Raw genomic sequence first — 18,636 nt, forward strand, 5'->3', positions numbered from 1 at the left:
CCGGACGCCTCAGGTCCATCCGCGGACGCATCCACGCGGATCACTCCGACACCGCGACGTAGCGCCGGTCCTCCCGGCCGCCGTCCTGACCGCCCTCCTCACCGGACAAGTCGATCCCGACCCCGGGCAGGGCGTCGCGGACGCGGTCCACCATGGCCGTGCTCAGGAAGTGGTGGTGCAGGTCCAGGCGCTTGAGGTGGGTCAGCGGCTGACCCGACAGCAGCGCCTCGGCGCCCGCGTCACCCAGCGCCCCCATGGACAACGAGAGCGACTCCAGCCGCGCGACGATCGGGGCCGCGGCCACCGCCTCCGCGATCCCGTCCTGGATCTCGCTGTCCTGCAGGCCCAGATGGCGCAGCGCGGGCAACCGCTCCCCGGACAGGATGCCCTCCAGGTCCGCCACCGTGGTGTCACCGCCGTACCAGGAGACGCCGAGCCACAGCTCCAGGTACTCCAGCGCGGGCAGGTCGCACTCACCCACCGCGCGCGCGACCCGGGCGGGGAACCCGCCCGTCTCGAACCGCAGGACCTTCAGGCTCTCGTGCCGCACCGGCCGCAGCTCCAGCCCCCTGCCGCCCCTGATCTCCAGCCGCTCCAGCTTCGGGAACGCCTCCAGCAGCGGGGTGACGTCCCCCTGCTCGATCCAGGAGATCTCGCACTCCTCCCGGCTCATCGCGCCGACGAAGAGCGAGCGCAGCGCCGGGAACCGGGCCGCGTTGTCCACGAGCGAACGGACGACCACGTCGTTGCCGTCGTTGGCCTCCGGCCACTCGCCGATGATGACCGCCTTCACCGCGGTGGTGTCCACCTTCTCCATGAACCGGGTGAAACCCTCTTCGAAGGTCTCGTCCTCCTCGTAGACCGCCACCGAGAGCCGCCACGCCACCCGGTCCGGGGCGGGGATCTCCTCGTCCCCCTCCTCGGGAGCGGACGCGATCGGCAGGCCCGCGTAGGTTCCCTCGGAGAGGTTCCCGACGTGGTCGTTGAACTCGGAGTAGTCCATCCGTGGCTCCTGGAAGGGTGAGAAAACGGCGGACCATGTCCTACCAGAGATCAGCGACACTCCTGATGCCCGGCGTCCCGTCCGCCTCGGGCGGGTCCGTACGGGATCACTCCGACACGGCGACGTAGCGCTCACCGTCGGTCATGGTGAGGTCGGCCTGCCCTGACAGGTCCGCGCTGGGAAGAGCGCTCGCGACGCGTTCCATCATCGCGTCACTCAGGTAGTGCCTGTGCAGGTCCAGGCGCTTGAGGTGGGTCAGCGGCTGGCCCGACAGCAGCGCCTCGGCGCCCTCGGCGCCCTCGTCGCCCAGCGTGCCCATCGACAGGGCCAGCGACTCCAGCCGGGCCACCACCGGCGCGGACGCCACCGCCTCCGCGATCTCGTCCTGGATCTCGCTGTCCTGCAGGCCCAGGTGGCGCAGCGCGGGCAGCCGCTCCCCGGACAGGATCGGCTCCAGATCGGCCACCGTGGCGTCACCGCCGTACCAGTCGCTCCCCAGCCACAGCTCCAGGTACTCCAGCGCGGGCAGGTCGCACTCACCCACCGCGCGCACCACCGCGGCGGGCAGACCGCCCGTCTCGAACCGCAGGACCTTCAGGTTCTCGTGCCGGACCGGCCGCAGCTCCAGGCCGCTGCCCCCGCGCACCTCCAGCCGCTCCAGCAGCGGGAACGCCTCCAGCAGCGGGGTGACGTCACTCTGCAGGATCCAGGAGATCTCCCACTCCTCCCAGTTCACCGCGCCGACGAAGAGTGAGCGCAGCGCCGGGAGCCGGGCCGCGTGGTCCGCGAGGAGCCTGATCACCTCGGAGTTGTCCTCGGAGCCGTCCCCCCACCGGCCGATGATGAGCGCCCTGATCCCGGCGGCGTCCACCTTCTCCAGGAGACGGGTGAAGGTCCCCTCGAAGGTCTCCTTTCTGTAGGACTTCACCGAGATCCGCCAGGCCGCCTCGCCCACGGCCGGGATCTCCGCATCGTCCTCACCGGGCACCGGCGTGATCGGCAGGCCCGCGTAGGTTCCCTCGGAGAGGTTCCCGACGTGGTCGTTGAACTCGGAGTAGTCCATTCATGGCTCCTGGAAGGGTGAGAAAACGACGGGCCATGTCCTACCAGAGATCAGCGACACTCCAGGACATGACGGGCGCCGTTCACTCGGAGACCGCGACGTAGCGCCAGTCGTCCTCGTCGTCCTCGTCGATCTCCTGACGGTCGGACAGGTCGACCGCGACCCCCGGGAACGCCGCGCGGACCCGCTCCATCATGGCGTCGCTCAGGTAGTGGTGGCTCAGGTCCAGGCGCTTGAGGTGGGTCAGCGGCTGACCCGACAGCAGCGCCTCGGCGCCCGTGTCGGTCAGCGTGCCCATGGCCAGGCTCAGCGCCTCCAACCGGGCCACCACCGGCGCGGACGCCACCGCCTCCGCGATCTCGTCCTGGATCTCGCTGTCCTGCAGGCCCAGGTGGCGCAGCGCGGGCAGCCGCTCCCCGGACAGGATCGGCTCCAGATCGGCCACCGTGGCGTCGCCGCCGTACTCCTCGACACCGAGCCACATGTCCAGGTCCTGCAACGCGGGGAACTCCGATGCGCCGACCGCCCGGACGACCCCGGCGGGCAGGCCGCCGCTCTCGAACCACAACGTCCGCAGCGCCTCGTGCCGGACCGGCCGCAGCCGCAGGCCGCTGCCCCCTCGGATGTGCAGGTACTCCAGCTTCGGGAACGCCTCCAGCAGCGGGGTGACGTCGCCGTGCTCGATCCAGGAGATCTCCGCCTCCTCCTGCTCGATGTCGCCGAGGAAGATCGAGCGCACGTTCCTCAGCCGGTCGGCCGCCTCGCTCAGCAGCCTGACCGGCAGCTCGGAGGTGTGCCCCTCGTATCCGGCCCCCCACCAGCCCACGACGATCTCGCGCACGCGGCCGGGGTCACGGGTGGCCATGAACGCCTCGAACGCCCGCTGGATCGCAGGCCCCTCCTGTCCCTTGTCCCGCACGTGTCCGAAGGGGTCGCCGGCCAGGCGCCAGCTGACGCCCCCTGTCGGCTCCGTCGGCTCCGTCGGCCCTGTCAGGTTCTCGTCGGTCATCTGCTGCGTTCCTTCACTGGCTGGAGGGGGACGCCCCATGTCCTATCAGAGATCGCCGACACTCCCCCTCCACCCCCGTCCTGCGGGCGCGCCGGAGGCTCCGGCCCGGCACGGGGGCGCCGGTGATCGGGAATCAGAAGACAGGCACCGTCGTTCCGAATCTCCTGCCACGATGGATCACCCACGATGGATCACCGGAGGCCGCGGGCGATCGCACGCGGACATCGGAAAGGACGGGCGCCATGGACAACGGCCGTATCCGGTTCGCCTCGCCCGCCGGGCGGTGGATCCTGCTCGCCACCGTGCTCGGCTCGGGGATCGCCATGCTGGACGGCACGGTCGTCAGCGTGGCGCTGCCCACACTCGGCGCGGAGCTCCACACCGACATGGCCGGCCTCCAGTGGACGGTCAACGCCTACACGCTCACGCTGGCGGGCCTGATCCTGCTCGGCGGCTCGCTCGGCGACCGGTACGGCAGGCGCAAGGTCTTCCTCGTCGGCGTCGTCTGGTTCGCGCTCGCCTCGGCCCTGTGCGGCCTGGCGCTCAACGTGGAGATGCTGATCGCGGCCCGGGCGCTGCAGGGCGTGGGCGGGGCGCTGCTGACCCCGGGCTCCCTGGCGATCATCCAAGCGTCCTTCGACCGCGAGGACCGGCCCCGGGCCATCGGCGCCTGGTCGGGATTGGGCGGGACGGCGGCCGCGGTCGGGCCGCTGCTCGGCGGGTGGCTGGTGGCCACGGCCGGCTGGCGGTGGGTGTTCCTGCTGGACCTCCCGCTGGCCGCGCTCGTCGTGGCGGTGACCGTACGGCACGTGCCGGAGAGCAGGGACACCGAGGCCACCGGGCGCTTCGACGTGCTCGGCGCGGCCCTGGCCGCCCTGGCCCTGGCCGGGATCACCTACGGGCTCATCGACCTGTCGGCGCTCCCCCTCGCGGCGGGCGCGGTCCTGGGCGTGGCGTTCGTCTGGCTGCAGATCCGGCGCTCGCCGCGGGCGCTGGTGCCGGTCGGAGTGTTCTCCTCCCGCGTGTTCACCGCCGTCAACGCGGTCACGTTCGTCATGTACGCCGCGATGGGCGTGGTGTTCTTCCTGCTGGTCGTCCAGCTCCAGGTCTCCTCGGGCTTCTCGCCGCTGGCCGCCGGGTCCTCGATGATCCCGATCACGGTCCTGATGCTGCTGTTGTCGGCCCGGGCGGGCGAGCTGGCCAAGCGGATCGGGCCGCGGCTCCCGATGACCGCGGGGATCCTGCTCTGCGCCGCCGCGCTGCTGTGGATGTCCCGGATCGGGGAGGGCTCCGGCTACGTGACGGACGTGCTGCTTCCGGCGTCGTTGTTCGGCCTGGGCCTGGCGGCGGCGGTGGCGCCGCTCACCTCGACCGTGCTCGCCACCGCCGAGGACCGGTACGCCGGGGTGGCCAGCGGCGTCAACAACGCGGTGGCCCGCACGGGCGGGCTGCTCGCGGTGGCCGCGATCCCGCCCCTGGTGGGCCTGACCGGCGACGCCTTCGCCTCCGCGAGCGCGTTCACCCCGGGGTTCCGCGCGACGCTGCTGATCGCCGCGGCGATGATGGCGGCCTCCGCGCTGCTCACCTTCCTCACCATCCGGGAGAACGTCCTGGCCGCCTCCGAGCCCTGCATGAGCTGCCCGATCGAGGCGCCCCCGCCGGCCACCCCCGCCGGCACGTCCCGCGGAACGGGATCACCCCCTCCGGCCCGCCCCTGACCATCGTCCCTCCCGGCATCGATCTTCCCCGAGGCCGCCGAGGCCGCGGCCGGGGAAAACGCCGGTCCGGACCGTACGGCGTGCGCTCCAGCCCTCTCACGGTTTCAACGTGAGCCTCTTGCCCGACGCACCCGGGGACACGACGACCAGGTGCTCCTCACCTGCGCCGCGCTCACTCGGGCGGGGTCAGAAGGTGAAGCGCTGGCTGCGGACGCTGTTGTCGAAGTTGGACAGCAGCAGCTCCGGCTCGCCCACCGAGCGGATCCCGGGAAGGCGGGTGAACAGCTCCCGGAACATGGTGCGGATCTCCTGGCGGGCCAGGTTGGCGCCCAGGCAGAAGTGCGGGCCGGGGCCGCCGAAGCCGACGTGGGGCTTGGCGTCGCGGGTGATGTCGAAGCGGTCGGGGTCCGGGAAGACCTCCTCGTCCCGGTTGGCCGAGCCGTAGAAGAGCACGACCTTCTCGCCGGGCTTCAGGTCCAGGCCGCGCAGGCGGTAGTCCTGGGTGACGGTGCGGCGGAACTGCATGATGGGCGAGACGTGGCGGACCATCTCCTCGATCGCGCCGCCGATGCGCCCGTCGAAGTCCTCCAGCAGCAGCTCACGCTGGTCCGGGTTGTCGGTGAACAGCTTGATGCCGTGCGCCATGGTGTTGCGGGCGGTCTCGTTGCCCGCGACGAGCAGCAGGGCGAAGAACGAGCCCAGCTCGCGGTCGGTCAGCCTCTCCCCGTCGACGTTCGCGGTGACCAGCGCCGAGACCAGGTCGCCCCGGGGCTCGCGGGCGCGCTCCCGGCCCAGCTCGATCACCATGCGCTGCAGGGCGAGCAGGGCGAGCATGTTCTGCCCGGCCATCCGGAGAGTCTGCGGCAGGCTGGGCCGAACCCCGGTGTAGGCGGTGGAGATGTCGACGTGCCGGTGGACCTTCTCCCGCATGGCGTCGGGGACGCCCATCATGTCGCAGATGACGTGGATGGGCAGCCGGGCGGCCACCTGGCTGACGAAGTCGCCGCCGGGACCGGCCGCCACCACGTCGTCGACGATCCGCGCGCACGCCTTCTCGATGTCGCCCTGCAGGTTCGAGAGCATCTTCGGGCTGAACGCGCGGGAGACGATGCGGCGCAGCCGGGCGTGCCGGGGGTCGTCCATGTTGACCATCGACTCGCCGAAGACGTGCTTGACCCAGCCCGGCGGCTCGGGGTTGGTCACCGCGGGCTCGCTGGAGAACACCTTGGCGTTGCGGCTGGCCTCGACCACGTCGGCGTGGCGGACCAGCGCGTAGAACCCCTTGCCGGAGCGGAGCAGCGGCACCCGCTTCTCCTCGAAGAACACCGGCCGGTCCAGGCGTCTCAGCCGGGCGAACGCCTCGTACCGCTCCGCGAGCGGGCGCCGCCAGAATCCGAGATCCGCCAGGTCGATGTCCATGCCCCCATCCTGGCACGGGCCCTCCACTGCTTCCGGCACGTGCTCTACTCGCCCCGGTTACGTGGATTTCATGTCCCGGTGGGTCGCGTGTCCGCCACGCCGGGAACCATCCGGGATATGAGAGCCGCGCTCCTCGCCTCCGCCGTCCTCGCCACCCCTGTCGTCATCACCCCCGCCGTCCTCGCCACCCCTGTCGTCATCACCTCCGCTGTCATCACCCCCGCTGCCGTCATTCCCGCTGCCGCCGCCCCGGCCGCCCTCACCGCCCCGGCCGTCTCCGGGCGGGCCTGCTCCGGCGTGCCCTCCGACTTCGACGGAGACGGCCGCGCCGACCTCGCCATCGCCGCGCCGTACGCGACGGTGAGCGGTCACGCGCGGGCCGGCTCCGTCACGGTCCTGTACGGCATGCGCGCCGAGCGGCGGCTCACCCAGGACAGCCCCGGCGTGCCCGGTGAGGCCGAGGCCGGGGACGCGTTCGGCGCGGCGGTGGCGACCGGGGACTTCGACGGCGACGACTGCGCCGACCTGGCGGTGGGCGTCTCCGAGGAGGATCGGCCGGGCCCCGGGGCCGACGGCAAGGGGGTCGTGCAGCTCTTCCGGGGCTCGCCGGACGGCCTGCGCCCCGGCAAGATGATCGACGCCGGAGATCTGGAGCGCGGGCGCGGCCCGGACCGGTTCGGGGCCGCGCTGGCCGCCGGGGATCTGGACGGGAACGGTGACGACGAGCTGGTGATCGGGGTTCCCGGGCTGGGCGGGGGCGGCGTCGGGATCTACGGATACCGGGGACGCGCACCGTATGTGATCACGCAGGACAGCGGCTGGGTGGACCAGCCCGAGCGGAAGACCGACCAGTTCGGAGCGGTCGTCGCGACCGGGGACTTCGACGGCGACGGCCGGGCCGAGATCGCGGTGGGCGCGCCCGCCGACACGGTCCTGAAGAACGGCCAGGGGTCGGTCACCGTACTCGACGTCCGGCGGCGCAAGGCCGTGCAGCTCACCCAGGACAGCCCGTGGATCACCGGCCGGGCCGAGGCGTGGGACCTCTTCGGCGCCGCCCTGGCCGCCGGGGACTTCAACGCCGACGGCCGCGCGGACCTGGCGATCGGGGTGCCCGGCGAGGGGCTGACCGCCAATCAGCGGGCGATGGACTACGGCGACGGCACCGTGGTCGTCGTCTACGGTGCTCGCGGGGGCCTGCGGACCGCCTCCTCCGAGGCCTGGTCGCAGCGGGGGCTGAAGGGGCGCCCGCACTACGCCGACCGGTTCGGCGCGGCGCTGGCCGCCGGTGACTTCAACGGCGACGGCGACGACGAGCTGGCGATCGGGGTTCCGGGCGAGAACGCCGTCCAGGTGCTCGCCGGCACCCGGTCGGGCGGGCTGACGAAGAGGAACAACCTGCTGATCACCGGTCGCGGCGGGGACTTCGGCTCCGCTCTGGCCGCCGTCCCCGGGCGGGACCTGGTCGTCGCGGCGCCGGGCTTGGGCAGGCTGACCCTGCTGCGCGGGAGCCTGCGCAAGGGCGCCCATCCCGGCCTGCGCCCGGCGACGGCGAGAACCTTCGCCACCGCCGCCGGGGACACGCTCTTCGGCTACGCCATCACCCGGGCCGGGTCGTGACCCGGGTGGGGCGTCCCTCGTCCGGGTCGGTCGCGGCCCGGGCCGGGCGTCACACGACCTTGCTCTTGAACTTCGTGAAGCGCATCTCGTCGATCAGCTCGTCCACATCCGCGTCCGGACTGTCGGCGTAGGACACACCGAACTGCGCGGTGTAGGTGCCGCGCTTGGACGGCGAGAGCCAGGCGCGGACCGTCATCGTGGTGGTGTCGCCGTTGTCCAGGGAGGCGATCCAGCAGCCGAAGGCGCGGTCCTCGACGCCGCAGGTGATGCTCCGCGGCTTGCTGATCACCTTGATCTTGCGTGTCCCGGCCGGGAAGGACCCCGCGAGCAGGGCGTACGCCTGGCCCTCGTAGCCCTTGTTGGTGACCTTGATCTTGTAGGTCGTGTAGCCGCCCCGGCGGATGTGCTTCTGGTAATAGACCACGGCCTTGAACTGGGGGGCGGCCGTGGCGGCGGCGGGGGCGACGACCGCGGGGGCGGTGGCGGCCGCCGCGGCCGGGCTCTGCGCGAGGAGTGCGCCGCCCAGCACGACGGCGGCGGCCGCGGCGGTGAGCCGCGTGGCGAAGTGACTCATGCGGCAGATCATTCCGTACACAACCGACATTTCGCCAATAGGATTCGGACCCCCACGCGATCAGCGGGGGTCGAGGGCACTCTCGCCCGACGGCACGGTGAACCGGGCGCCGGTCCTGGCGGGGGCCCCGCGGCGGCTGATGTAGTCCAGGACCCGGAAGTCGGCCTGGAGTTCCTCGGCCGTCAGGCGGCAGACGATGTAGCCCCGCCGCTGGTCGAGGTAGGAGATGTGCCGGTTCTCGGCCGTCAGCGCGCCGACCCGGCTCTCGTCCCGGTAGCCGTCGCCGTCGCTGGCGATGGACGAGGTCACCAGCTCCACCGCCACGCGGGGCGAGTCCGGGTCGTCGAAGTCGAGCTTGAGGTCGGCCGCGTGGTGCATGTGCGCGTCCCCGGTCAGCACCACCGGGTTGGCGGCGCCGGAGTCGCGGAAACCGGTCAGCAGGCGGGTGCGCTCGGCGGCGTAGCCGTCCCAGGAGTCCAGGTTCACCTCGGTGCCCGGCCCCACCCGGTGGTCGCGCTGGGCCATGAGGATCTGCTGGCCGACCAGGTTCCAGCGCGCCTCGGAGCCCGCGAGCCCGTCGAGCAGCCAGCGCCGCTGGTCCTCGCCCAGCAGGGTCCGCTCCGGCGCCAGCCGGTCGTCGCAGCCCGCCCTGACGCCGTCCTCGCAGGCCTGGTCGTCGCGGAACTGGCGGGTGTCGAGCAGGTGGAAGCGGGCCAGCGGCCCCCAGTCCACCCGCCGGTGCACCCGCATCGACGCCCCGCCGGGCACGCTGGAGCGCCGCAGCGGCATGTTCTCGTAGTAGGCCCGGAAGGCGTTGGCCCGGCGCCGCGCGAAGGCCGGGGCGCCGGTGCTGGAGACCCCGGCCGCCCAGTTGTTCTCGATCTCGTGGTCGTCGAAGGCGACCAGCCAGGGCGCGGCCGCGTGCGCGGCCTGCAGGTCGGGATCGCTCTTGTACTGCGCGTGCCGCATCCGGTAGTCGGCCAGGGTCTCGCACTTGCCGGGAGTGTGCTGCCGTACGGCGCCGCCGATCGCGACGTACCCCTGCGGCGCGTACTCGTACATGTAGTCGCCCAGGTGCACCACCAGATCCGGCTCCTGCTCGGCCAGCCGCCGGTAGGCCGTGTAGTAACCGTGCTCGTAGTGGGCGCACGCCGCCACGGCGAACGTCAGCGGGGACGGCTCCGCTCCCGCCGCCGGGGCGGTGCGGGTACGGCCCGGAGGGGACAGATGGCCCTCGGCACGGAAGCGGTAGAAGTACTCCCTGCCGGGCTCCAGTCCCTCCAGTTCGACGTGGACGCTGTGCGCCTGCCGCCAGCGCGCGGTCGCGGCGCCGGAGCGCACGACCTTCGTGAACCGCTCGTCGGCCGCGAGCTGCCAGCGCACCTCCACGTCCCGGGCCGGCATGCCGCCGCGGCCGTTCAGGCCGAACGGGTCGAGCGCGAGCCGGGTCCACAACACGAAGCCGTCCTGGGCCGGGTCACCGGAGGCGACCCCCAGGGCGAACGGGTCCCGGGCGAGGGTCCGGGACCGCATGGCCCCGGCCACGGCGGGGGCCTGCCCCGTCCCGTTGAGCAGCAGGCCGCTCGCACCCGCGGCGGCGACGGACATGAACACTCTGCGTGACAGGCTCTGCTCCACCCATCCAGTGCAGACGCTCCACCTGTCGCCTCAGTGGCCTGCGATTCAAGGGCGGGTGAACAGTCGCCGCACAGGCGAGTGAGTTACCCACCGTGATTGAATGCGATCCGGACCGCAAGTGACGTCTTTCCTGCGACCCGGTGAAGTTCTCCCGTCAGGAGAACGTGAGGAGCGCCGGATGACGGGCAGGTGACGGGTCCTCCGGCCGCGCGCCTCCCACCCGGCGATCACGACGTCAGGACAGGTACGGCTTCAGGTGGTCGTTGAGCGCCCCGCAGCCCAGGTACTTCTCCACGGTGTGGAAGTCGATCCAGTCGAGGTTGACCATGAACTCCTGGTCCACCCCGGTGAAGCACGCCCGCAGGCTCGGTGGGATGGCCGCGATGTCGTCCTTGTCGGCGATGTTCACCCACCGCCGCACCTGGCGGGGCCGCTCGCCCCAGCCGTTGACCGGAGCGGGCAGCAGGCGCTCGAAGATGACGTTGCGCATGCCGAGCGGGCTGCCGAGGGTGATCAGCAGTTCCACCTCCAGATCCGGGTTGGCCCAGAGCGTCTCGTAGGTCACCACGCTGCCGAGCGAGTGCGCGATCACCACCTTGGGCCGGTTGCGGCGGATCACCTCGGCCACGGCCGTCCGCGCGGCGGTCCGCGACCGGCCGTCCGCGGTGAGGTAGGCGGCGACCTCGGGGGCGAAGAGGCGCGCGAACTCGGCGGCGTTGCCCGCCAGGCGCTCCAGCAGCCAGCCGGTCAGCCGGTGCAGCGCGCCGGTCAGCCCCTCCCCCACCTCGGAGAACTGCCGGGCCCAGGCGACGAAGACCTCCTGCTCCGGGGCGCTCATGCGCTTCACCGTGCGGGGCTCGTCGTCCTTGCCGGACTCGCCCAGCAGGTGGGCGTAGTACGCGACCTCGGTGACGTACCGCTGCCCGGTGTGCGGCGCGCCGCCGGTCAGCCCGCTGTGCAGGTAGCGGTCCCACTTGTCGCGCATCGCGGCCGCCGCCCCGGCCGCCGAGTTCCCCGCGTCACGGTAGTAGCGGTACTTGCCTATTCCGTGCACGCCTACGATCGCATTCACACGCCCCCGCCTTCCCTCGCCGGTACGTACGACCTCGCCCCTGAAACCCGCCCCCCGAGGAGTCAGGGTGACGGAAGAATCCGAAGGCCACAAGCCGCCCATGATGGGTATCGTCCTTGAAATCCCCTGCTAGGGCTTAAATCGCTTGAAAAGGGGGTATCAACCGCCGTTACGCTGAACGTCCGTTCCTAACCCGCTCCGTTTCTGCTCAGCCCCCATCCGCTCCGCCCCCACCCCGTGAGGAGTCGTCCGCCATGCCCGGTCCGCTTCAGATCAGCGGCTCGGTCTCCATCCCCGAGGCCGAGCTCAACTGGCGGTTCTCGCGTTCCTCGGGACCCGGCGGCCAGGGGGTCAACACCATCGACAGCCGGGCCGAGCTCAGCTTCGACCTGGCGTCCACCGAGTCCCTGCCTCCCCTGCTCAAGACCCGCGCCATGGAGCGTCTCGCCACCCGCCTGACCGGGGGCGTCATCACCATCGCCGCCTCCGAGTTCCGTTCCCAGCTCCGCAACCGCGAGGCCGCCGAGATGCGCCTGGCCCAGCTGCTGCGCGAGGCCGTCGCCCCGCCTCCGAAGAAGCGCCGCCCCACCAAGCCCAGCAGGGGCGCCGTCGAGCGCCGGATCGCCGCCAAGAAGCACCGCTCCGACCTCAAGCGTCTCCGTCGCGAGATCTGAGCGCCGCGGCGTCGGCCGCGGCGAAACGCCGGGCGGTGGCCACCGTCACCGCCCCGGCCATGACGATCAGCCCGAAGACCGTCATCGCGATCCGGAACCCGGACGCCTCGCCCAGCGCGTACAGCGGTATCGAGGCCAGCGTGCCCACCCCGAGGCAGAACACCGCCCACGCGTACGCCTGCGAACGCACCTCCCCCGGAGAGACCCGGCCCACCAGCGACAGGTAGGGCGGCAGGAAGGCGCCGCCCCCCACCCCCATCACGAACATCACCACGAAGGCCGTCGCCGGCGACGGCGACCAGCCCAGGACCACCACCCCCGAGGCGAACAGCAGCGCCGAACGGCCCGCGACCGTCGCCACGCCGTACCAGTCGTCCCGCGAGGAGGCCCGGGTCGCCTGGCGTCCGCCGATGAAAAGGCCCGCCACCTGCCCGGCCCCGGCCGTGGTCAGCGCCGCGCCCCGGGCCGCCGCCTCAAGCTCGAAGACGTCGCTGAGGAACAGCGACAACATCTGCGGCAGCGCGACCAGCGCCGTTCCCGACAGCAGCGCCGCCAGCCACAGCCGCCGCAGCGTCCTGATCCGCAGCAGCAGCCGGGTGCCCGCGGCGAACGGCAGGCCCCGCCCTCCCCCGGCGTCCCTGCCCGCGGCGTCCCGGGCCTGCCGGGATCGCGTGCGGCCGGGGTCGCGGAGCCGTACCACGAACACCAGCAGCAGGAAGGTCGGGATCGACAGCAGGATGAACGCCCACCGCCAGCCGCAGGCGGCGGCCAGCGCGCCCGCGGCGATGGCGGAGACCTGGCTGAGCGGGCCCGCCAGCCGGTGGAGCTGGAAGACGCGGGGGTGGACCTGCGGCGGGTAGTAGTCGGTGAGCAGGCTGGGGTGCACCACCTCGTTGCTCACCCGGCCCAGCCCGGCCAGCAGCCGCACCGCGAACAGCAGCGCCACCGTGGCCACCACCCCGGTCAGCGCGCTCATCGTGCCCCACAGCAGGGCCGCCCCGGCCACCAGCCACACCCGGTTGACCCGGTCGGCGACGTAGCCCAGCGGGACCGCCGCCAGCAGGATGAACACGCTGACGATCGACCCGATCGCGCCGATGGCGGTGTCGCTGAGCCCGAACGCGTCGCGGATCTCCGGGGAGAGCGTGGCGAAGGCCAGCCGGTCGATCTCGTCGACGAAGTTCAGCCCGAACAGCAGGGCGAGCGGGAAGGCGGGTGCCCCGGCGGTGACCGCGCCGAGGCGACCCGGGACGACGGCTCTCGTCACGAGGGCTCCCTGGCGGCCGGATCTTGTTCTGTTGTCTAAGTCCCGGCCGGGGGCGGCGTCAAGAGAGGAAAGGGCGGAATGCGAGAATTCTGGAGATGTCACCGGTCCCCAGCGTCCGCGCCGTCCTCCTCGACGGCGACCGTCTCGTGCTGTTCCGCCGCACCGTGCCCGGCAGGGAGCTCTACTGGTCGGCTCCGGGCGGGCATGTCGAGCCCGAGGACGCCTCCCTGGAGCACACCCTCCACCGCGAGCTGCTGGAGGAACTGGGCGCCACCGTCACCGCCGTCACCCCGCTGACCACGCTCAGCTGCCCGCGCGAGGGGGGCGTCAAGCTCCAGCACGTGTACGGCTGCCGCCTGGTCTCCATGGACCTCGCCCTGCGCAGCGGCCCGGAGTTCAGCGACCCGGCCAAGGGCCTCTACGAGGTGGTACGGCTCCCGCTCGACCCCGCCGAGATCACCGCCATCAACCTCATCCCCCCGGAGCTGGGCGACTATCTCGCCACCACCGTCACCCGCCTGCCCGCCCTGATCGGCTCCGTCTGATCGGCTCCGTCCGATCGGCCGGCCCCGCTCGCCGGCGGGGAACGGGTCAGGGCGCGAGGGCCTCCAGCGCCGCCTCGGCCCGGCGCATCGACTCCCCGGGATCGGCGTGGGGCGAGCCGATCTCCGGATCGAAGTTGAGGTCGTGGAAGACGTCGGTCACGCCCTGCGCCGCCAGAGCGGCCAGATCCCCGCGGATCTCCTCGAACGAGCCGCTGAGCGGCTTGCGGCCGGGGGCGCCCGAGGGCCGGACCAGGGTGACCGCCCGGGTGACGAAGCGCAGCGACCCGGGATCCCGCCCGGCGGCCTGGGCCGCCTCCTTGACGATGGAGATCTTCTCGCCGAGTCCGGCCGGGTCCTCGCGGCTCGCGCTCACCCAGCCGTCCGCCAGCCGTCCCGCGCGCCGCAGGGCCGCCTCCGCGCCCCCGCCCAGCAGGATCGGCGGAGGCGCGGCCGGCCGGGGGTCCTGGTGCACCGGCGGCAGCCGGTAGAACTCGCCCTCGTGCTGCACGGTCTCCTGCGTCCAGAGTCTCCTCAGCACCTGGAGGAACTCCTCCGCCCGCCTGCCGCGCCGTTCCATCGGCACCCCCGAGGCGGTGAACTCCTCCGGCTGCCAGCCCAGCCCGAGCCCGGCGTCCAGCCTGCCGCCGGAGACCGCCTGAAGGCTCGCGAGCTGCTTGGCCAGCAGCGCGGGCGAGAAGAACGGCATGTTCAGGACCGCCACCCCCAGCCGGATCCGGCTGGTCACCCCCGCCACGTAGGCCAGCGTGACCACCGGGTCGTGCACACTGCGGTAGACGGGCCCCATCGCGTGCCCCTGCGGGTACAGCAGCCGCTGGAAGGTCCACACCTCGTGATAGCCGAGCTCCTCGGCCCTGCGGGCGACCCGGACCATGTTGGCGGGCGTCGCCCACGACCCCGACACCGGCACCGCGAATCCGATTCTCATGCGGGAACCCTACGCGGCGGGCCGCACCCGGGCGATCATCCTCGCCGGTCGGCAGGTGCCCGCAGGGACTCAATCGACCATGTCGATGAGGTCGGCGACCGAGTCGACCACCTGGGACGGGCGGAACGGGTAGCGGTCCACCTGCTCCTTGGCCATCACCCCGGTGAGCACCAGGATCGTGTGCAGCCCCGCCTCCATGCCGGAGACGATGTCGGTGTCCATCCGGTCGCCGATCATCGCGGTGCTCTCGCTGTGCCCGTCGATGGCCCGCAGCGCGCTGCGCATCATCATCGGGTTGGGCTTGCCCACGAAGTACGGCTCCACGCCGGTCGCCTTGGTGATCAGCGCCGCGACCGCCCCGCAGGCCGGCAGCGAGCCCTCGTTCGAGGGACCGACCGGGTCGGGGTTGGTGGCGATGAACCGGGCCCCGCCCTCGATCAGCCGGATCGCCCGCGTTATCTGGGTGAAGCTGTAGGTGCGGGTCTCCCCGAGGACCACGTAGTCGGGGTCGATGTCGGTCAGGACGTAACCGATCTCGTGCAGAGCGGTGGTCAGCCCGGCCTCGCCCACCGCGTACGCCGAACCGCCGGGACGCTGGTCGTCGAGGAACTTGGCGGTGGCCAGGGCCGAGGTCCAGATCGACTCCGCAGGCACCTCGAGACCGGCGGCGCGCAGCCGTACGGCCAGGTCGCGCGGGGTGTAGATGGAGTTGTTGGTGAGCACCATGAACCGCTTGCCGCTGTCGCGCAGACGGCGGATGAACTCGTCGGCCCCGGGCACCGGATGACCCTCATGGACGAGGACGCCGTCCATGTCCGACAGCCAGCACTCGATCGGCTTGCGCTCGTCCACCATTCCCCCGTGTTCATCCCAATAGTCCTGATAAGCAGGAAACCAGGATGACAGGTACACGGCGATGACCGGACCGCGCCACCGCCCGGGTCCGCCGCCCGGGGTCACCGCGCCGCGCCACCGGGCGGGGTCACTGCACGGTGCCACCGGGCGGGGTCACTGCACGGTGCCACCGGGCGGGGTCACTGCACGGTGCGCCAGGCCTGCTCCTCGACGAGCTCCTTGCTCCGCCAGCCGTACATGGTGCGGATCATGCGGTGGTGGTACCAGCCGCCGCCCCGGATGAGACCGGTCGTGTCGGCGGCGACCATCTCCCTGGACGGCGCCAGCGTGTCGGTGAAGGAGGCCGTGACCACGGCCTCGTCGCCCTCGAAGCGGACGGACGTCGTCCCGATCAGGTGCTGCCGGCCCGGCCACTGGGAGAGCACCTCGGCCAGCCACTGGCGCACCTCGTCCCGGGTGCCCCTGATCCCGCCGGCCGCCGTGTAGTCGATCACCGCGTCGGGGGTGAACACCAGGTCGAGCCGGGCCCAGTCCCCGGCGTCGATGGCGTGGGTGTAGCGGGCCAGCACGTCGCCGATCTCCAGACGGTCCGCGATCTCCTGTGGTTTCATGACCCATATCCAACCAAACGCTTGGTATATATGCGAGAATCCGGGCCCCCTTTCACGCCTCCCACCGCATCCGCGCGTCTCGTCGTCGCTCCACTCCACGGATTCCCCTTCTGCCCGAGTTTCGTGAACACACCCCCTCTCCTTTACGTTGTAGATTCTTTCTTGGAACGGTCCCGCCCTGTGATTCACTTGCCGGGTGAGCGAGAGCGACGATCTCATCGGTGAACTGGGCCGGATCGGCCTCCGGTACGGCGACGCGCCCCCCGAGGTGCTGCCGACCCGGCCGGACGTGATCATCGTGCGGGCCGGGTCCGTCGTGGTCAAGGCGCACGCCCCCGGCGCCGCCGGGGAGCCGCTGGCACTGCGGATGCGCGCCGCCCGGCACCCGGCGCTGCGCGGGATCCTGCTGGAGCCGGTGACCGAGGAGGTCATGGAGGTCCACGGCAGGCTGGTCACCGTCTGGCCGACCGGCGTCCCGGTGGACCACGACGCCCCGCAGGCCGCCCCCTGGGAGGCGGGCGCCCGGCTGCTGGCCAGGATGCACGCCGTACCGCCCGACGCCCTCCCCCCGCTGCCGGCCTCGGGCGGGCCCCCTCGGGTGGAGCAGGTCGTCGCCCGGCTCCGGGGCGACTCGGCGGCCGAACGCGTCGTGCGCCGCGCCTTCGACTGCCTGCCCGGCCTCGGCGGCGAGCCCGGACAGACGCTCGCGCCCGGACAGGCTCCCGCGTCCGGGGACGGCCGGCGGCTGCTGGCGCACGGCGACTGGCACATGGGGCAGATGGTCCGCCACCGGGGCGAGTGGATCCTCATCGACGCCGACGACATGGGTGTCGGGGATCCCGCCTGGGACCTGGCCAGGCCGGCGGCCTGGTTCGCGGCCGGGCTGCTGGAGCCGGAGGCCTGGCACCGCTTCCTGGGGGCCTACCGCGCCGAGGGCGGGTGCGCGGTCCCTCCGGACGGCGATCCGTGGGAGCGGCTGGAGGTTCCGGCCCAGGCGCTGACGGTACAGCTCGCGGCGGCCGCGGTGGCGACCGCGGCGCGGCAGGAGCGGGAATTGGACGAGGTAGAGACGATGTTGATCGATACCTGCCACAGGATTGTTAAGTTCCGTAGCGCCTGTCATAGTGTGGCGACGCAGTAAGTTGTGGGTACGACCCGATGCCCAGGCAAGGAGATCGACCAATGCAGTGCCCGAAGTGTCGCGGCAACATGCGCACTTATGAGCGCAATGGTGTCCATATCGACCAGTGCGACGGCTGTCGCGGGATCTTCCTGGACTACGGCGAGCTTGAGACGCTGACCCGCATGGAGAGCCAGTGGTCCCAGCAGCACGCCGCTCCTCCGCCTCCGCCTCCGCCGCCCGCCCACGGCGCTCCCGGCTGGGGCGCTCCGGCCCCGCACTACGGCGGCCACTACGGCCACCACCGTCAGCGCAGCTGGGTGGGCATGCTCTTCTCCACCTGATCCATCCGGGAGGGCGACCTCCACTCAGGGAGGCGTCCTCCGCCCGGGATGGCGACGAGACCGCGATCTTCACGAGATCGCGGTCTTCGTGTTTCCCGGCGGGACAGCGGGAGGAGGCGGGACTACTTGGGGAACTTGTCCGGCTTGACCGGCTTGGACTGGACGGTGCCGCCCTTGACGGAGTGCAGGGTGAGCGTCCAGTTGTTCCAGCGGATGTACGCACCGGAGTAGGTGGTCTTGAAGGGCACCTTCTTGCCGAACTCGGTGAACTCGCACGACCTGCTGAACGTGCGGGCCTTGCCGTCCCAGTCGCTGCCCGTGGTGTAGAAGACCCTGTACGTGCCGTCGCGCATGCCGCGTATCGTCGTCTTGGACTTCTTCCGCACGTAGAAGGAGAGCACCCGCTTGCCGCCGCGTGTCACCACGACGACGGCGTCGCGCGAGCCGCCGTTGTCGACCTTCAGCGAGCCCCTGCCGGTGCGGCTCTCGGAGCTGATGATCTTCCCGTTGGACAGGCGGCGGTTCTTGGGCTCGGAGAACTTCACCGGGATCACGTCCGCCGGGTATCCCGCCAGCCCCTCGGCTGCGCTCTTCAGCCGCGTCAGGTCACCTCCGCCCTCCAGGTCGGCCAGGACCGCGGACCCGGTGCACACCTGCTGCGACTCCACGTCCCAGCGGACGTCGCCGACGGCGGTGCCCAGCTCGCGCAGCGCGCCGAGGTAGTTGCCGTGCTGCGCCGCCACCTCCGGCGGCGGGGTCAGCACCGACAGCCGGGCGACGGCCTCGTTCACCGCACCGGTGGTGCTCTCGACCCGGCGGTCGAGGTCCTTGAGCCCGCGGGTGCCGGCCAGTTTCCGCAGCGCGTCCCGGACCGGCTCGCCGGCCTGCTCCAGCTCGGCCCGGTAGGCCTCGGCCGTCAGCGCCGCCGGGGAGGGCGTGACGGCCGGGGAGGCACCGGTGGACGGGTTCCCGGCCGGGACGTCCGTCCCGCCGGGCGAGCCCACGACCCCGCCCGCGGTGGCCTGCCCGCGTACAGGCTCGCGCTCGGGGGTGAGGGCGGAACACGCGGTCAGAGCGGCTACGGTGACCACGGCGCAGGGAAGCAGACGGCGAGCAGCCGGGGGGATACTCATTTTCCCCACTATCGCTGGATCGATCCTT

Annotated in this window: 18 protein-coding genes; 6 read left to right on the forward strand and 12 right to left on the reverse strand. The window is 72.0% G+C overall.

The genetic code is table 11. The annotated features are described in order from the left end of the window. Positions 1 to 40: 40 nt before the first annotated feature. From IEZ08_RS02475 to IEZ08_RS02485, 3 genes are all read right to left on the reverse strand, one after another. Positions 41 to 1,003, reverse strand: a complete 963-nt coding sequence (locus tag IEZ08_RS02475; protein WP_189241564.1) for an STM4015 family protein — start codon at positions 1,001 to 1,003, stop codon at positions 41 to 43. 106 nt (positions 1,004 to 1,109) lie between these two features. Further along, positions 1,110 to 2,066, reverse strand: a complete 957-nt coding sequence (locus IEZ08_RS02480) for an STM4015 family protein (protein ID WP_189241565.1) — start codon at positions 2,064 to 2,066, stop codon at positions 1,110 to 1,112. Between the two features lie 82 nt (positions 2,067 to 2,148). Continuing rightward, entirely contained in the window at positions 2,149 to 3,075 is a 927-nt protein-coding gene (locus IEZ08_RS02485; RefSeq protein WP_189241566.1) for an STM4015 family protein, read from the reverse strand. Between the two features lie 242 nt (positions 3,076 to 3,317). Between IEZ08_RS02485 and IEZ08_RS02490 the strand changes: the two genes are divergently transcribed. Continuing rightward, the gene (locus IEZ08_RS02490) at positions 3,318 to 4,793 is read left to right on the forward strand and encodes an MFS transporter (protein WP_189241567.1); all 1,476 of its coding nucleotides are present in this window, start codon (positions 3,318 to 3,320) and stop codon (positions 4,791 to 4,793) included. Positions 4,794 to 4,979: 186 nt separating this feature from the next. Here the strand turns inward: IEZ08_RS02490 and IEZ08_RS02495 are convergent, their stop codons facing one another. Next, positions 4,980 to 6,212, reverse strand: a complete 1,233-nt coding sequence (locus IEZ08_RS02495; RefSeq protein ID WP_068922924.1) for a cytochrome P450 — start codon at positions 6,210 to 6,212, stop codon at positions 4,980 to 4,982. 117 nt (positions 6,213 to 6,329) lie between these two features. Between IEZ08_RS02495 and IEZ08_RS02500 the strand changes: the two genes are divergently transcribed. After that, entirely contained in the window at positions 6,330 to 7,829 is a 1,500-nt protein-coding gene (locus IEZ08_RS02500; RefSeq protein WP_189241568.1) for an FG-GAP repeat protein, read from the forward strand. Positions 7,830 to 7,878: 49 nt separating this feature from the next. On the opposite strand, the gene IEZ08_RS02505 is transcribed toward IEZ08_RS02500, so the two are convergent. The 3 genes from IEZ08_RS02505 to IEZ08_RS02515 form a co-directional block, all read right to left on the reverse strand. After that, positions 7,879 to 8,403, reverse strand: a complete 525-nt coding sequence (locus IEZ08_RS02505) for a DUF11 domain-containing protein (protein WP_068922923.1) — start codon at positions 8,401 to 8,403, stop codon at positions 7,879 to 7,881. 60 nt (positions 8,404 to 8,463) lie between these two features. Then, positions 8,464 to 10,041, reverse strand: coding sequence for an alkaline phosphatase D family protein (locus IEZ08_RS02510; protein WP_203863282.1), 1,578 nt, complete (start codon positions 10,039 to 10,041; stop codon positions 8,464 to 8,466). Positions 10,042 to 10,276: 235 nt separating this feature from the next. Continuing rightward, on the reverse strand, positions 10,277 to 11,113 hold the full coding sequence (locus tag IEZ08_RS02515) for an alpha/beta hydrolase (RefSeq protein WP_068922922.1): 837 nt from the start codon (positions 11,111 to 11,113) through the stop codon (positions 10,277 to 10,279). Positions 11,114 to 11,367: 254 nt separating this feature from the next. On the opposite strand from IEZ08_RS02515, the gene arfB reads away from it, so the two are divergent. Then, a complete protein-coding gene (gene arfB, locus IEZ08_RS02520; RefSeq protein ID WP_189241569.1) occupies positions 11,368 to 11,787 on the forward strand; it encodes an alternative ribosome rescue aminoacyl-tRNA hydrolase ArfB in 420 nt (139 codons plus the stop codon). Here the strand turns inward: arfB and IEZ08_RS02525 are convergent. Next, positions 11,762 to 13,054, reverse strand: a complete 1,293-nt coding sequence (locus IEZ08_RS02525) for an MFS transporter (protein WP_189241570.1) — start codon at positions 13,052 to 13,054, stop codon at positions 11,762 to 11,764. The genes arfB and IEZ08_RS02525 overlap by 26 nt on opposite strands. A gap of 95 nt (positions 13,055 to 13,149) precedes the next feature. Between IEZ08_RS02525 and IEZ08_RS02530 the strand changes: the two genes are divergently transcribed. Continuing rightward, positions 13,150 to 13,599, forward strand: a complete 450-nt coding sequence (locus tag IEZ08_RS02530; RefSeq protein ID WP_189241571.1) for an NUDIX hydrolase — start codon at positions 13,150 to 13,152, stop codon at positions 13,597 to 13,599. A 46-nt stretch (positions 13,600 to 13,645) separates the two neighbouring features. On the opposite strand, the gene IEZ08_RS02535 is transcribed toward IEZ08_RS02530, so the two are convergent. From IEZ08_RS02535 to IEZ08_RS02545, 3 genes are all read right to left on the reverse strand, one after another. Further along, positions 13,646 to 14,545, reverse strand: coding sequence for a TIGR03619 family F420-dependent LLM class oxidoreductase (locus tag IEZ08_RS02535; RefSeq protein WP_189241572.1), 900 nt, complete (start codon positions 14,543 to 14,545; stop codon positions 13,646 to 13,648). Positions 14,546 to 14,614: 69 nt separating this feature from the next. Further along, complete coding sequence (locus IEZ08_RS02540) at positions 14,615 to 15,400, reverse strand: HAD-IIA family hydrolase (RefSeq protein ID WP_203863283.1); 786 nt, start codon at positions 15,398 to 15,400, stop codon at positions 14,615 to 14,617. A 179-nt stretch (positions 15,401 to 15,579) separates the two neighbouring features. Next, positions 15,580 to 16,011: a nuclear transport factor 2 family protein gene (locus IEZ08_RS02545; protein ID WP_068922917.1), complete on the reverse strand. Its 432-nt coding sequence runs from the start codon at positions 16,009 to 16,011 to the stop codon at positions 15,580 to 15,582. Positions 16,012 to 16,207: 196 nt separating this feature from the next. Here IEZ08_RS02545 and IEZ08_RS02550 point away from each other — a divergent pair, with 196 nt between their 5' ends. Together IEZ08_RS02550 and IEZ08_RS02555 are read left to right on the forward strand one after the other, a co-directional pair. Then, the gene (locus IEZ08_RS02550; RefSeq protein ID WP_141703859.1) at positions 16,208 to 17,152 is read left to right on the forward strand and encodes a phosphotransferase; all 945 of its coding nucleotides are present in this window, start codon (positions 16,208 to 16,210) and stop codon (positions 17,150 to 17,152) included. Positions 17,153 to 17,193: 41 nt separating this feature from the next. Then, complete coding sequence (locus IEZ08_RS02555; protein ID WP_068922916.1) at positions 17,194 to 17,475, forward strand: TFIIB-type zinc ribbon-containing protein; 282 nt, start codon at positions 17,194 to 17,196, stop codon at positions 17,473 to 17,475. 122 nt (positions 17,476 to 17,597) lie between these two features. Here the strand turns inward: IEZ08_RS02555 and IEZ08_RS02560 are convergent, their stop codons facing one another. Beyond that, complete coding sequence (locus IEZ08_RS02560) at positions 17,598 to 18,608, reverse strand: hypothetical protein (RefSeq protein WP_141703857.1); 1,011 nt, start codon at positions 18,606 to 18,608, stop codon at positions 17,598 to 17,600. Positions 18,609 to 18,636 lie beyond the last annotated feature (28 nt).

The organism is Planobispora rosea, assembly GCF_014648175.1.
GTDB classification, from domain to species: domain Bacteria; phylum Actinomycetota; class Actinomycetes; order Streptosporangiales; family Streptosporangiaceae; genus Planobispora; species Planobispora rosea.

What these genes read in the sequence shown, in the direction of transcription:
- IEZ08_RS02475 (WP_189241564.1), bottom strand. Translation starts at nt 1,003, where the DNA reads ATGGACTACTCCGAGTTCAACGACCACGTCGGGAACCTCTCCGAGGGA.
- IEZ08_RS02480 (WP_189241565.1), bottom strand. Translation starts at nt 2,066, where the DNA reads ATGGACTACTCCGAGTTCAACGACCACGTCGGGAACCTCTCCGAGGGA.
- IEZ08_RS02485 (WP_189241566.1), bottom strand. Translation starts at nt 3,075, where the DNA reads ATGACCGACGAGAACCTGACAGGGCCGACGGAGCCGACGGAGCCGACA.
- IEZ08_RS02490 (WP_189241567.1), top strand. Translation starts at nt 3,318, where the DNA reads ATGGACAACGGCCGTATCCGGTTCGCCTCGCCCGCCGGGCGGTGGATC.
- IEZ08_RS02495 (WP_068922924.1), bottom strand. Translation starts at nt 6,212, where the DNA reads ATGGACATCGACCTGGCGGATCTCGGATTCTGGCGGCGCCCGCTCGCG.
- IEZ08_RS02500 (WP_189241568.1), top strand. Translation starts at nt 6,330, where the DNA reads ATGAGAGCCGCGCTCCTCGCCTCCGCCGTCCTCGCCACCCCTGTCGTC.
- IEZ08_RS02505 (WP_068922923.1), bottom strand. Translation starts at nt 8,403, where the DNA reads ATGAGTCACTTCGCCACGCGGCTCACCGCCGCGGCCGCCGCCGTCGTG.
- arfB (WP_189241569.1), top strand. Translation starts at nt 11,368, where the DNA reads ATGCCCGGTCCGCTTCAGATCAGCGGCTCGGTCTCCATCCCCGAGGCC.
- IEZ08_RS02530 (WP_189241571.1), top strand. Translation starts at nt 13,150, where the DNA reads ATGTCACCGGTCCCCAGCGTCCGCGCCGTCCTCCTCGACGGCGACCGT.
- IEZ08_RS02535 (WP_189241572.1), bottom strand. Translation starts at nt 14,545, where the DNA reads ATGAGAATCGGATTCGCGGTGCCGGTGTCGGGGTCGTGGGCGACGCCC.
- IEZ08_RS02540 (WP_203863283.1), bottom strand. Translation starts at nt 15,400, where the DNA reads ATGGTGGACGAGCGCAAGCCGATCGAGTGCTGGCTGTCGGACATGGAC.
- IEZ08_RS02545 (WP_068922917.1), bottom strand. Translation starts at nt 16,011, where the DNA reads ATGAAACCACAGGAGATCGCGGACCGTCTGGAGATCGGCGACGTGCTG.
- IEZ08_RS02555 (WP_068922916.1), top strand. Translation starts at nt 17,194, where the DNA reads ATGCAGTGCCCGAAGTGTCGCGGCAACATGCGCACTTATGAGCGCAAT.
- IEZ08_RS02560 (WP_141703857.1), bottom strand. Translation starts at nt 18,608, where the DNA reads ATGAGTATCCCCCCGGCTGCTCGCCGTCTGCTTCCCTGCGCCGTGGTC.